This window comes from Lutibacter sp., assembly GCF_040883305.1.
In the GTDB taxonomy this organism is placed as follows: Bacteria; Bacteroidota; Bacteroidia; order Flavobacteriales; family Flavobacteriaceae; genus Lutibacter.
Window position 1 is genome coordinate 1 of record NZ_JBFLKT010000398.1, and the last position, 12,675, is coordinate 12,675.

Consider the following 12,675-nt stretch of genomic DNA (forward strand, 5'->3'; position numbering starts at 1 on the left):
GCTTTAGCAGAAGTTGAATTAATTCCTTCCCAAGTCATATAATTTTCCAAAGCAGCTGAAGGAAACCAAGTCATTTCCGCCATATACCGAATCATTGCACTAACATTTATTTTTTCGTTTTTTCCTTCATTTACAACTGGTATTATTGATGCTAATTTGATTAACATTTCGCCTTCTCCATTGGTAAATTTATCACGTCCAACCATTTTAACCATTGGTAAACAATCAACTATTGTTGACCAAATAAACGCAGGATTTTTAACATCAAAATATTGTTTAGCTGAAAAAGCCATCCATTTGCTTTGAGGCTTTGTTTTCATAGTCCCTTTTTGTTTTAAACTAACAGATACCACTTTGGCTTTACCTACAACGCCAGAATTACGCATCCATTTTTTAACTATTTCAGGTAAATGCGAAATATCTTTTTCAGAAATAATAGCAACATTTTCAACTTTAATATTCTGAAGTAATTGACTTGATTCGTTTTCAACCATTTTATTAAATTGATGATTTCCAAAAGCTGAAATACTTACTAACAGAATAATAACATTCCCAATAGTCCCAAATTTGGCATCTTTCCAAAGCATTATAATGAGTATTTGAGATAGTATAATTACAATGCCTGCTAGTATGAACCACCAATCTTTTTTTAAAAATAGAAGCGTGGCAGTCAATCCAAATAATAAAGCCACAAACAACCAAAGCATTCCAATTGGTTTTGAAATACTTTGTGAAAGTTGATTAATTTCGGCCAATTGGAATGCTTTTAAAAAACCCAATAGATGTATAAGTGCGTGAATTATTATAATAATGCCAAAAACAAATCTCATTATTTATCTTAATTTTAATAAATTACTATTTCTTGATTTTATGAGTTTCTATATGATGTGCCAATAATAGCTTTAAACTCTCTAAATAATCTTGCATCACTTTTTTATTGATTTCAGGGCTATTTTCTGAAGGAATTGCAAGTGGATTCTCCTCCAAAAACTGATATAATTCTGGATAATTATTTTCAATTTCTAAGGTTAATTCTGTTATTTCTTTAAGTACTTTTTGTAAATTTCTCATAATCTTTAAATTTTTTCTATTCATACCTTAATGCATCTATAGGATTTAATTTAGCCGCTTTTTTGGCTGGAAAATACCCAAAAGCAATTCCTACAAAAGCTGCAAACCCAAAACCAATTAGTATTGAATAAAGCATTGTTGGTATGTAAAAATTTGTAACTTTATAAATTATCTGATTTCCAATAATACCAAGTAAAACACCTAATGTTCCTCCAGCCAAACTCAATGTAACCGCTTCTATTAAAAACTGAGTTAAAATATCACTTTCTCTAGCTCCAATTGCTAAACGAGTTCCAATTTCTCGTGTTCGTTCCGTTACGGATACCAACATAATATTCATAATTCCAATACCTCCAACCAATAATGAAATACTTGCTATTGCACCTAAAAGAATGGTTAAAACACCTGTAATATTTCCAGTAATTTCTTGCAATTCAATTTGAGTAGTAATTTCAAAGTCATTTTCATCTCCTTCTAAAATCCTATGAGATTCTCTAAGTAATTCTGTAGCTTCAATTTTAGCGTCAATAATATGATCTTCACTAATTGCACTTGCCATTATAATATCATAACCTCTTCTATGACCGTGCAATCGATTTTGAATTGTTGTATAAGGTGCCAAAATAATATCATCTTGATCTTGTCCCATCGTTCCTTTTCCTTCCTCTTTTAAGAATCCAACCACCGTAAATGGAATTTTATCTAGTCTAATTTGCCTACCAATTGGGTCTAAATCTAAAAATAATTCATCTTTAATAGTTTTACCTATTACACATACTTTTCCTGCATTTTTCACATCCTCTTCTTTAAAGTATTCACCAGTTAACAAATCTCTACTTAAAATATCAAAATATTGATCGGACACTCCATAAATTGCAATAGATTTATACCCATTTGGACCAATAGCTTGAGCCACTGATACTACTAAAGGCGATAATTTTGAAATCCAAACTGAGTTCTTTTGTAACATCTCAAAATCTTTTTTATTTATTGGTCTTCCCATTCTAACATGTGCACCTGCCCGATGTTCCGTTTTAGTATAAATCATTAGTAAATTAGTTCCCAAGCCAGCTATTTCATCCTGAACTTGCTTAGTTGCTCCTTCACCAGCTGAAATTGTCATAATTACCGCGGCAACACCTATAATTATTCCAAGCATAGTTAATAAACTGCGTGTTTTATTTTTAAAAATCGCTTGAAAGGCTACTTTAAATGTTTTTAATAATTGTTTCATTTTAAATGGTTAAGCCGTTAACTCCAAATCTTTTAATGCACTTTCTTTAGTGCTTCTATTTTTTATAATCTCATCAGTTAAAATTCGTCCATCTCTCAGATAAATCATCCGTTTAGCAAACTGAGCAATTTCGGGCTCGTGAGTAATCATTACAATGGTTTTTCCTTTATTATTTAATTCAACAAACAAATCGGCTACATCAATACTTGCTTTACTGTCTAAATTTCCAGTAGCTTCATCAGAAAGAATTAAAGCAGGATCATTTACTAAGGCTCGTGCAATTGCCACGCGTTGTTGTTCTCCTCCTGAAAGTTGATTTGTTTTATGATTTAATCTATCTCCCAAGCCAACCTGTTCCAACGCTTTTTTTGCCAGTTCTTTTGAATTAGAAAATCTTCCTGTTCTATTATAAACCAAAGGCAATTCAACATTTTCTAAGGCAGTTGTTCTTGACAATAAATTATAACTTTGAAAAATGAATCCTATTTTTTGATTTCTTATATCTGCTAACTGATTCTTATTTAACTCATTAACATGTACTCCATCCAAATAATAATCACCAGATGTTGGTTTATCTAAACAACCTAAAATATTTAAAAATGTTGATTTACCCGATCCAGAAGCACCCATAATGGCAACAAATTCTCCTTCTTCTATTATTAAATCTACATCTGTTATTGCGTGTACTTCTATTTCTCCATTTTTAAAAACGCGACATACTTTTTTGGTTTCTATTACTTTTTTTGATGGCATTTTTTTATTTTTTAGATTTAATACCATTAATTGCTTTTAATTCTTCTGATAGTGGTGAACCATCTAGAAACCTTTTTATTTCGGATTGTAAGCCTGTTTTTATTCCTATTTCTATAAATTTAAAATCCAGTTTCCCTTCTGAATTTGTATAAAAGAAAATATTAATATTGGATGGTAATCCTTTTTTGAAATTACTTGGAGTGTAAGACTGTTCATTGTTAATAGCTTTTTTAAACTTTTGATACAATGAATCTGAAAGAACATTTTTTGATTTCCCCTCTAATTTTGATTTAACCTCTTTTAACATTGTCTCATTAGGTCTAAATCTTAATGCAGAATTATTAATAAGTAACACATCTTTTGCCGATTTGGTAATAAACTCCAAATTAGCGGTCATTCCAGGTAGCAACAATCCTTTTTTGTTATCAACATCAACTACTACCTGATAATTTACTACATTATTTATCTCAATTGGTTGCAGCCGTATTTGGCTAACAACGCCATAAAATTCTTTCTCAGCATATGTTTGAACTGTAAAACGTACTTTCATACTATCACGAATAAAACCAATATCGCTCTCATCTACATCCGCAAGAATTTGCATTTTGGAAAGATCCTCTGCTATTATAAACATTCTTGGAGTTGCAAAAGAAGCTGCAACTGTTTGGCCTTCTTCCACACTTCGTTCTGTTATTGTACCACTAATTGGTGCAGTTATTTTAGCATAACCAATACTGACTTGTATATTTTTAACAGCTGCCTCTGCTGCTTTTTTTGCCCCAATTGCCTGATCATAAATAAACTTATAATTGGCTAAATCTTTTTCTGAAATAACATTTTTATTAAACAATCCTAAATTTCGTTCATATTCTTTTTTTGAATGCGCTAACTGGGTTTGGCTTATAGCTAAATTAGCTTGTGCACTTATTAAATTGGTATTCAATAATTTCAAATCCATTTCTGCTAACAGTTGTCCTGCCTGCACTTTATCATTATAATCAACATATATTTTTTTTATGGTTCCAGAAATTTGCGTTCCAACCTCTACTGTATTAATAGCTTCTAAAGCACCAGTACTAGATACAATAGCTTCAATAGTTCCACTCTCCAATTTTATGTACGTAAATTCAATGTTTTTTGAAGCTATTGCTGGCTTTATTTTAATATAAAATAGTACAGCAATAACTATAAGCCCAACAAAAATCCATCTCCACTTTTTCATTTTTTTATACGTTAAGCATAACCTAAAAAATAGTTGTTTAATAACTAGCGAGCTTTCGTTAAAATTCTAATCAATTCATCGCTTTCTATCAAATGTTTAGTAACTTCAAAAACCTCTTTTCTATTGGTTCTAAAGGTTTTTACAAATTTTGTTATGTCATTTTCCAGTTGTTGATGCTCTGTTCTAAACTTGTGAGAATCATATTTAAAAGCATCTTCCATTAACCCTTCAATATGAGTTAAGTGTTTATTAATTCCTTGTAATAAAACATCACATTCTTTAGTTGTTTTGACAATACTTTTTTCAATGTCACGAACATTTTCTAAATCATCTTCTTTCGAAATCCAAATAACATATTTATCAATTAAATTGTCTAAAAACCTTAAATCATCTTTATAAAATAATAGGTCTGATTTCCAATGTTTGGTAAGTATGTACAAATCTTGCCATGATGCATCAAAAATATAATTGCCATTTGGTCTGTTTCTTAATTCTTTTAAATCATTTTTCATGATAGTAGCTTTTGTACCATTAAAATTATCAAACTAAAAAATTGAATAAAATGACCGACATCATCAATAAACCTTCAAAACTTGAGAGATATCATTTAATTTTTAGAGTTTGCTTTTTAAATTTATTAAACAAAAAAAAGTATGAAAACAATTATTTGTGCAGTTGATTATTCAACAAATGCCATAGCTGCTTTAAAATATGCAGATGCCTTAAACTCTAAAATTGGCTCTAAATTATACATATTAAATGTGTATAATAATACTTCCTTGGGTGCATCAATTAACGAGCCTTATTTGTTATCAGAAAAAGAATTAAAAAAGGAAAAACTTTTTAAACTAAAATACTTTTGTATAAAACATTTAGGCAATAACCTAGAGGCTAAAAAGATTGAAATGGAGGTTATTGAAGATACTTCAGTAGTTATGGGAATTAATTTTGAGGCTAAAAAAATAAATGCTTCATTAATAATTAACGGAATGAAAGGTAAAGGAAAATTAAAGAGTTTTTTACTAGGCAGTACCACAAAAGGGCTTATCTCAAAAGCGCCTTGCCCTGTACTTTCAATTCCAGAAAAAGCTGTATTAAAAAAACTTAAAACTATAGTTTATGCTACCGCTTTTGAACAAGAAGACATTTATGCTGTTGCCAAACTTACAGAAATTGCTGCCGTTTTTAATGCTACAATTAAAGTAATACATATTTCACCTCTAAGTGAAAAAGATGGTGCAACTCAAATGGAATGGTTTAAAGAAATGTTATTGCAACGTGTTAACTACACTAAAATAGATTTTAACATTTATAGTTCTAATGATACTCTCCATTTTTTGAGATTATATTTAAATGAAGTTAAAGCTGATATGATTGCAATGTTAGAACGCAACAATGTTAAAACTTTTTTGAATAAAATTTTTCATAACGATTTAGTTAAAGAAATGGAATCTTTGGCTTTATTGCCTTTAATTAGTTTTAATGAAAAGAATTTTTAATTAAAAAACAGTGAAAAAAAAAGTATTAAAATTATCCGCAATTTTATTTCTTCTTGTTGGATTTATAGGCACTAGCCAGTTTAAGGCTAAAATGGTGTTTAACACACTCAATAAAGAAGGTGTTTTCACAGTTTATGCAGCTGAAAATGGTTACAAATATGAATTTAACGAAGACGGAAGAGCAGGTGTAATTATTGTAAAAACAGACACTAAAGAAGTTATTATTTTAATGCCCCAAGAAAAAATGGCAATGAAAACTATTGCTGAAAGTCCAATGAGTATGGGTAATGATCCTCTACAAGCTTACCAAAATTATAAAAATAGTGAGCTTTTAAAAGTTGTTGGTAAAGAAACAATTAATGGTATTGAATGTGTAAAATCTATACTTTGGAATAAAGAAAACCCAACTCAAAAAATGTTTACACTTTGGTTTTCTGAAAAATATAAATTCCCAATAAAAATAATTAATCATATTGATGGTATTGAAAAATCTGGAATGGAGGTAAAAGACATTGAACCTTGGACACCAAATGCAACAAGTTTTTAAATTCCAGAAGGATATCAAATAATGGATATAGGAGGTGCAATACCAAAACACTAAATTTTTAAGTCATGAAAACAATTTTATTGGCCATAGATTATTCTAAGAATGCTATTACGGCATTAAAATATGCCCAGGCATTTAGTAAAAAAATGGATGCCAGTCTTTCGGCAATTCACGTGTTTGATTATCCCACCGTTTTAGGCACAAAGGTTCAAGAGCCACTTCCTCATTTGGAAGAAAACACTTTAAAGCAAAAACTTTCAGAACTTGAAAAATTTTGTAAACAACATTTAGGAAATAATCTCGAAGAAATGAATTTGAGTTTTGAGGTTGTGGAAAATAAATCTGTTGTTAATGGTATTGTCTCAAAAGCTGATGAAATTAATGCATTTATGATTATTGCAGGAATGAAAGGTACAAGTTTGTTAAAAGAACTTGTTATGGGAAATACAACAAGACAACTTATTAATAAGGCGCATTGTTTGGTGTTGGCAGTTCCGGAAGATGTTAATTATAATCACATTAAAACAATAGTATATGCTACAGACTTTAAGGCAGATGCAGATATTGAAGTAATTAAAAAAATATCAGAAATTGCAAAGGTATTCGATGCTACAATAAAAGTGGTTCATATTGCCACTAAGAAAGAATATGCTGGAGAATTACAAATGGAACAGTTTAAAGCAACTTTAAAAAAGAAAGTAGCATATCTAAAAATTGAATTTAAAGTGCTGTTTTCCGAAGATATATTTGAATCCTTAAGAATATTTTTAGGAGATGTAGGTGCTGATTTGGTAGTTATGCTTGAAAGAGAAAATACAGGTTTCTTAAAAAAAATATTTCATCAGGATCTAGTTAAAAAAATGGAAATTTATGGCAAAATCCCATTAATTAGTTATAATGAAAATAACTTTGGGATATTTCATTTTCTAAATCTCTAACTCTTTAAATAATTATAGCAATGGCAAGAAGAATATATAAAATATTAATTGTAATTTCCATAGTGCTTGGATTCTATTTATATACAATTAAAGATTCTTATTCCAAAACTTTTTTAATTGTAGTTTCAAGTCTTGTTTTTCTGTTTTTAAGTATGGGAATTCACGGGTTAATTGCACACTCATTAAAACCAAATGTAAAAGGTGCTCTTATTGCATATCCAATTCTAATGGGAGTAATTTGGTCTGTATTATTCTTTTTGTTTGTGTTTTTTATACTCCCAATTTTCTGTCCAGAATTTAATTTGCTCCTAAGCCCATAACACATATTAAAAACAAAAATAATGACAGCAAAAAACAGCTATTTTAATGTTACCTTTTTCTAATTAGCTGTTCGGTTTCAAGTTGGGCAATAATTCTATCAACATAATCTTTTACGGTAACAGAAATTGTTTGAGGATCCACAATTTTAAACGACCCAACCCAAATAAGCGATTTATTTTCAGCACCATTTAAATTGTAAATTGATGTTTCTACATGATAAACATCGTAAATTTCGTAATATCCTGGTGTATAATAAATGTCTTGATACCAATAATAATACCTTCCAAATCTTGACCATCCAAAACCTACCCTTGGATAATTCTCATAATAACTTTTTTGTTTTTCAACACCTTTTACAACTGTAATTACTACAGCATCAAAACCATCTCGAGATATATTTTGAATCATCTCATTAATTTCTTCCTCACTTTTTTTTGAACTTGTAAAACTTTCATTTAAAACGGTAGTGCTTTCAACTGCATTTATATTTCTAAAATTTAAAGCACTTGTAAAGTCTTCTTCAAAAATTTTGCGAGCTGTTAGGTTATCTGTAATACCAACAACTAACGCTTTTTTTGGATTAAAAGAAGTAGTTTCAGGGTTTTTCCAACTATCAACAAATTGTGTAGAAGAACAACCTGTTAAAGCAATAAGTACTATAATTATTACTATTTTTTTCATAATATAAATTTTTAGATTCTTAAAGTTAAAATTACCAGATAATTTGTGGAATGATTATTATCAATTATTGGTTTGAGGAATATCATTTTCAAGTGTATATATTTAATTTAAATTCACTTATTATTAATCTAAATTAAATTAAAATGTCTGTATTAAAAGTTATTGAAATCTTAGGGAATTCAAAAGTTAGTTTTGAAGATGCCGTTCAAAATGTAATAAATGAAGCGGCTAAATCCGTTAAAAACATTAAATCTGTATATGTTGTAGATATGCAGGTTACTGTAAACAATAATAAAATTAAAGAATACCGAGTAAATACAAAAGTTACATTTGGTATTATTGATTAATTAGTTTTCCTATAAATAAGGTAAAGTTTGGTTTGAGGTGTTTTTAAAAAGAGTTTGAGTTAGTATTTAAAAACACCTCTTTTTTAATTTCATTTAGTTGTGGTCTACTGTTTAGAAAAACTAAATATATTTTATTAAAACACTAAAAATTCATTTCATGAAGTTTGTAGATTATTATAAGATACTTGGAATTGATAAAACTGCTAACGACAAAGACATTAAAAAAGCTTATAGAAAATTAGCTCGTAAATACCATCCAGACTTAAATCCTGATAACAAAGAAGCTGAAAAAAAATTCAAAGAAGTTAATGAAGCTAATGAGGTTTTAAGTAATCCTGAAAATCGTAAAAAATACGATAAATACGGCAAGGATTGGAAACACAGTGATGCTTTTGAAAAAGCCAAACAGCAACAACAATCTCAACAACAATCTCGAAGTTATTCAGGTACAGGAGGAAGCTATTCCGAACAAGATTTTTCTGATTTTTTTGAATCTATGTTTGGAGGTTCAAGATCCTATTCTAAACAACGTAGCAGACAATTTAAAGGACAAGATTTTAATGCCGAACTGCATTTAAATATAAAAGATGTTTACCAATCTCATAAACAAGTTTTAACCGTTAATGGCTCAAAAATTAGACTTACAATTCCTGCAGGTATTGCAGATGGGCAAACTATTAAAATAAAAGGAAAAGGAGGCAAAGGGGTAAACGGAGGTCCAAATGGTGATTTATATATTAAATTTAGTATAAAAAATACTACCCAATTTAAAAGAGATGGTAATAACTTATATACTTCGGTAGCTTTAGATTTATATACTGCTCTTTTAGGTGGAGAAATTACTGTTGATACTTTTAAAGGCAAAGTAAAACTAAAAATTGCTCCGGGAACTGCTCAAGGAACTAAAGTGAAATTAAAAGGAAAAGGGTTTCCTGTTTATAAAAGAGAAGGCGTCTTTGGCGATTTAATTATTACCTATACTATTAAAATACCAACAAAATTAAGTAAAAAGGAAATAGAACTGTTTAAAGAATTACAAAAAATAAGACCTAATGGATAACTCAGATTTAATATTAATAGAAACAATTTGTTTTCACTATAAAATTGAAATTTCATTTATAAAAGATCTTGAAAATATAGGACTTATAAAAGTAGTAACCTTTGAAAACAATAAATTTATTCATCAAGATAAAATAAGTGATCTTGAAAAAATGATTAGACTTCATCAAGAATTAAATGTAAATATCGAAGGAATTGACGTTGTATTTAACCTATTGCAACAACAATTAAAGCTGAAAGAAGAAGTTAATGCCCTAAAAAACAAGTTACAGATTTATCAAAACGACTATTAACCACTTCATGTTTTATATAAAAAAAATCAAATACTAATAACTAAAAAAGAACTTAAATCTCCATTAAATTTCTTTGTTGTATTCATTTAAAAATTCTATTTTTAACATTGTGTTTTTTGTTAAAAAAAGTCTTTAACTTTATCACATAAACTTCATTAATAATTTTTAAAAACTGAAAAAGATGTTATATTTAGGAATGGTAGGACCTTGGCAAATTATTATAATAATTACTTTACTACTTGGAATTATACCAACACTTATTGCTTTAGTCGATATTTTAAGAAATAAATTTGAAGACAACAATAAAATTGTTTGGGTATTAGTTGTGTTATTTTTCAATCTAATTGGAGCAATTTTATATTTTATAATTGGAAGAAAGCAACGGATAATGGAATAAGGGCTACTTATTAAAACAAAATATTAATTGAAATACATAAATTTAAAAGATCAAAAAGAAATAAAACCCTTTCTTTATTCACTATTTATTTCGGTTATAGTTGGCCAAATAGTAGCGTTGGTTTGTTGGTATGCTTTTAACGAAAATTATTTTTTCGCGTTATTCTTCGCATCGATAATAGGATTATTAGCTGGTTATAGAGGTAAAAAAGAATGATAATTAGTAACTTCGCACATTGAAAATTAGTTCAATGGGAAACGAAAACTCAATAAATTTAAATAAATACATCAGCAGCACTGGAATTTGCTCCAGAAGAGAAGCGGAAAAACTTATTATTGATGGTAAGGTTACTATAAATGGTAAACCCACACAATTAGGAAATCGTGTATTTGATGGTGATATTGTTAAAATTAATGGGGAGCTTTTAAAATCGAAACCAAAAACGCTTTATATTGCTTATAACAAACCAGTTGGCATTGTTTGCACAACCGATTCCAAAGAACGAAATAATATAGTACGCGCCATAAATCATACAGAAAGGCTGTTTCCAATTGGTCGTTTAGACAAACCTTCTCAAGGTTTAATTTTTTTAACAAATGATGGGGACATCGTTAATAAAATTCTCAGAGCAGGAAACAATCATCAAAAGGAATATATTGTTTCCGTAAACCAGCCTATTACATCAGAATTTATTCAAAAAATGAGTAATGGAATTCCTATTTTAGGAACAGTCACAAAAAAATGCTTGGTTGAACAAATTTCTAAAACCAGCTTTAAAATTATTTTAACACAAGGTCTAAACAGGCAAATTCGTAGAATGTGTGAGTACCTTAATTATGAAGTTACAAAACTAGTTCGTACCAGAATTATGAATGTGAGTTTAGACAATTTAGCTGAAGGCACTTGGCGCGAATTAACGAACGAAGAAATGCAACAAATTAACAAAATGGTTGCAAGTTCCTCTAAAACAGAAGAAGCATCAAAAACACCTCCAAAAAAGAAAGTTCATAATTCAAAAAAAAACAAATTTACTCCTAAAAACAACACTCGTTTTAATCCAAAGAGAAAAAGAAGAAGATAAAAATTACAAATAGCTAGCCTATTTCCTATTGCTTAAAATAAAACTTTTAAACTTTTCAAACCTTTCAACTTTATAACTATCTTTGCCGACTATGCAATTTGAACTAAAAAGTAAAGACGCTCAAAGCAAAGCCAGAGCAGGTATTGTAACAACAGATCACGGTACTATTGAAACTCCAATATTTATGCCTGTTGGAACTGTTGGAACCGTAAAAGGAGTCCACCAAACCGAACTAAAAGACGAGATAAATCCTGATATTATTTTAGGAAATACCTACCATTTGTATTTACGTCCACAAATTAAAATTTTAGAACAAGCTGGAGGCTTGCATAAATTTATGAACTGGGATCGAAATATTTTAACCGATAGTGGCGGTTACCAAGTCTATTCGTTATCTGGAAGAAGAAAAATTAAAGAAGAAGGTGTAAAATTTAAAAGTCATATAGACGGTTCTTACCATACATTTACGCCTGAAAATGTAATGGAAATTCAACGTAGTATTGGTGCAGATATTATTATGGCTTTTGACGAATGCACGCCTTACCCTTGCGATTATAATTATGCAAAACGTTCTATGCATATGACACATAGATGGCTAAGACGTTGTATTACGCACTTAGACAAAACACCATTTAAATACGATTATAGTCAAACATTTTTTCCAATTGTACAAGGAAGTACTTATAAAGATTTAAGAAAACAATCTGCTGAATTTATTGCTTCAGTTGGAGCAGAAGGAAACGCAATTGGAGGACTTTCAGTGGGAGAACCTGCAGAGGAAATGTACGAAATGACTGAAGTTGTAACCGCAATTTTACCAGAAGATAAACCACGTTATTTAATGGGAGTTGGAACACCTATAAATATTTTAGAAAATATTGCATTAGGCATAGACATGTTCGATTGTGTAATGCCAACTAGAAATGCTAGAAACGGTATGCTTTTTACAGCACATGGCTCCATAAATATAAAAAATAAAAAGTGGGAAGATGATTTTTCTGCAATTGATGAAATGGGAATTACTTATGTAGACACATTGTATTCAAAAGCTTATTTACGTCATTTATTTGCTGCAAAAGAATTATTAGGTAAGCAAATAGCTTCCATTCATAATTTAGGTTTTTATTTATGGTTGGTTCGTGAAGCTAGAAAGCATATCTTAGCAGGAGATTTTACCGAATGGAAAAATAAAATGGTAAAACAAATGGATAAAAGATTGTAGCAGTTTATTG

17 protein-coding genes are annotated in these 12,675 nt (G+C 29.4%); 10 read left to right on the forward strand and 7 right to left on the reverse strand.

Annotated elements, in window-relative coordinates:
- From AB1Z17_RS12745 to AB1Z17_RS12770, 6 genes are all read right to left on the reverse strand, one after another.
- Positions 1-830, reverse strand: an 830-nt coding sequence (locus tag AB1Z17_RS12745) for a DUF6544 family protein (protein WP_368052164.1), incomplete at its 3' end; no start/stop codon positions are given.
- Between the two features lie 25 nt (positions 831-855).
- Positions 856-1,071 (reverse strand): hypothetical protein, encoded by a 216-nt coding sequence (locus AB1Z17_RS12750; RefSeq protein ID WP_368052165.1) that lies wholly within the window; start codon positions 1,069-1,071, stop codon positions 856-858.
- A 16-nt stretch (positions 1,072-1,087) separates the two neighbouring features.
- A complete protein-coding gene (locus tag AB1Z17_RS12755) occupies positions 1,088-2,305 on the reverse strand; it encodes an ABC transporter permease (RefSeq protein ID WP_368052166.1) in 1,218 nt (405 codons plus the stop codon).
- Positions 2,306-2,314: 9 nt separating this feature from the next.
- Complete coding sequence (locus AB1Z17_RS12760) at positions 2,315-3,058, reverse strand: ABC transporter ATP-binding protein (RefSeq protein WP_368052167.1); 744 nt, start codon at positions 3,056-3,058, stop codon at positions 2,315-2,317.
- Between the two features lie 4 nt (positions 3,059-3,062).
- On the reverse strand, positions 3,063-4,280 hold the full coding sequence (locus tag AB1Z17_RS12765) for an efflux RND transporter periplasmic adaptor subunit (protein ID WP_368052168.1): 1,218 nt from the start codon (positions 4,278-4,280) through the stop codon (positions 3,063-3,065).
- A gap of 44 nt (positions 4,281-4,324) precedes the next feature.
- Entirely contained in the window at positions 4,325-4,792 is a 468-nt protein-coding gene (locus tag AB1Z17_RS12770) for a hypothetical protein (protein WP_368052169.1), read from the reverse strand.
- Positions 4,793-4,933: 141 nt separating this feature from the next.
- On the opposite strand from AB1Z17_RS12770, the gene AB1Z17_RS12775 reads away from it, so the two are divergent.
- The 4 genes from AB1Z17_RS12775 to AB1Z17_RS12790 all read left to right on the forward strand — a co-directional run bounded on the left by AB1Z17_RS12775 (position 4,934) and on the right by AB1Z17_RS12790 (position 7,584).
- Complete coding sequence (locus AB1Z17_RS12775; protein WP_368052170.1) at positions 4,934-5,779, forward strand: universal stress protein; 846 nt, start codon at positions 4,934-4,936, stop codon at positions 5,777-5,779.
- A 10-nt stretch (positions 5,780-5,789) separates the two neighbouring features.
- The gene (locus tag AB1Z17_RS12780; RefSeq protein WP_368052171.1) at positions 5,790-6,326 is read left to right on the forward strand and encodes a DUF4412 domain-containing protein; all 537 of its coding nucleotides are present in this window, start codon (positions 5,790-5,792) and stop codon (positions 6,324-6,326) included.
- Between the two features lie 65 nt (positions 6,327-6,391).
- Positions 6,392-7,264, forward strand: a complete 873-nt coding sequence (locus AB1Z17_RS12785; RefSeq protein WP_368052172.1) for a universal stress protein — start codon at positions 6,392-6,394, stop codon at positions 7,262-7,264.
- A gap of 20 nt (positions 7,265-7,284) precedes the next feature.
- A complete protein-coding gene (locus AB1Z17_RS12790) occupies positions 7,285-7,584 on the forward strand; it encodes a hypothetical protein (protein WP_368052173.1) in 300 nt (99 codons plus the stop codon).
- Between the two features lie 49 nt (positions 7,585-7,633).
- Here the strand turns inward: AB1Z17_RS12790 and AB1Z17_RS12795 are convergent, their stop codons facing one another.
- Positions 7,634-8,266 carry a hypothetical protein gene (locus tag AB1Z17_RS12795; protein WP_368052174.1) on the reverse strand — a complete coding sequence of 211 codons (633 nt, stop codon included), beginning with the start codon at positions 8,264-8,266 and terminating at the stop codon, positions 7,634-7,636.
- Between the two features lie 143 nt (positions 8,267-8,409).
- Between AB1Z17_RS12795 and AB1Z17_RS12800 the strand changes: the two genes are divergently transcribed.
- From AB1Z17_RS12800 to tgt, 6 genes are all read left to right on the forward strand, one after another.
- Complete coding sequence (locus tag AB1Z17_RS12800; protein WP_368052175.1) at positions 8,410-8,613, forward strand: dodecin family protein; 204 nt, start codon at positions 8,410-8,412, stop codon at positions 8,611-8,613.
- Between the two features lie 157 nt (positions 8,614-8,770).
- Positions 8,771-9,673 carry a DnaJ C-terminal domain-containing protein gene (locus AB1Z17_RS12805; protein ID WP_368052176.1) on the forward strand — a complete coding sequence of 301 codons (903 nt, stop codon included), beginning with the start codon at positions 8,771-8,773 and terminating at the stop codon, positions 9,671-9,673.
- Positions 9,666-9,965 (forward strand): chaperone modulator CbpM, encoded by a 300-nt coding sequence (locus tag AB1Z17_RS12810; RefSeq protein WP_368052177.1) that lies wholly within the window; start codon positions 9,666-9,668, stop codon positions 9,963-9,965. Before AB1Z17_RS12805 ends, AB1Z17_RS12810 begins: the two co-directional genes overlap by 8 nt.
- A 181-nt stretch (positions 9,966-10,146) precedes the next feature.
- Entirely contained in the window at positions 10,147-10,362 is a 216-nt protein-coding gene (locus AB1Z17_RS12815) for a PLD nuclease N-terminal domain-containing protein (RefSeq protein WP_368052178.1), read from the forward strand.
- A gap of 250 nt (positions 10,363-10,612) precedes the next feature.
- The gene (gene rluF / locus AB1Z17_RS12820; protein WP_368052179.1) at positions 10,613-11,443 is read left to right on the forward strand and encodes a 23S rRNA pseudouridine(2604) synthase RluF; all 831 of its coding nucleotides are present in this window, start codon (positions 10,613-10,615) and stop codon (positions 11,441-11,443) included.
- 91 nt (positions 11,444-11,534) lie between these two features.
- On the forward strand, positions 11,535-12,665 hold the full coding sequence (tgt, locus tag AB1Z17_RS12825; RefSeq protein ID WP_368052180.1) for a tRNA guanosine(34) transglycosylase Tgt: 1,131 nt from the start codon (positions 11,535-11,537) through the stop codon (positions 12,663-12,665).
- Positions 12,666-12,675 lie beyond the last annotated feature (10 nt).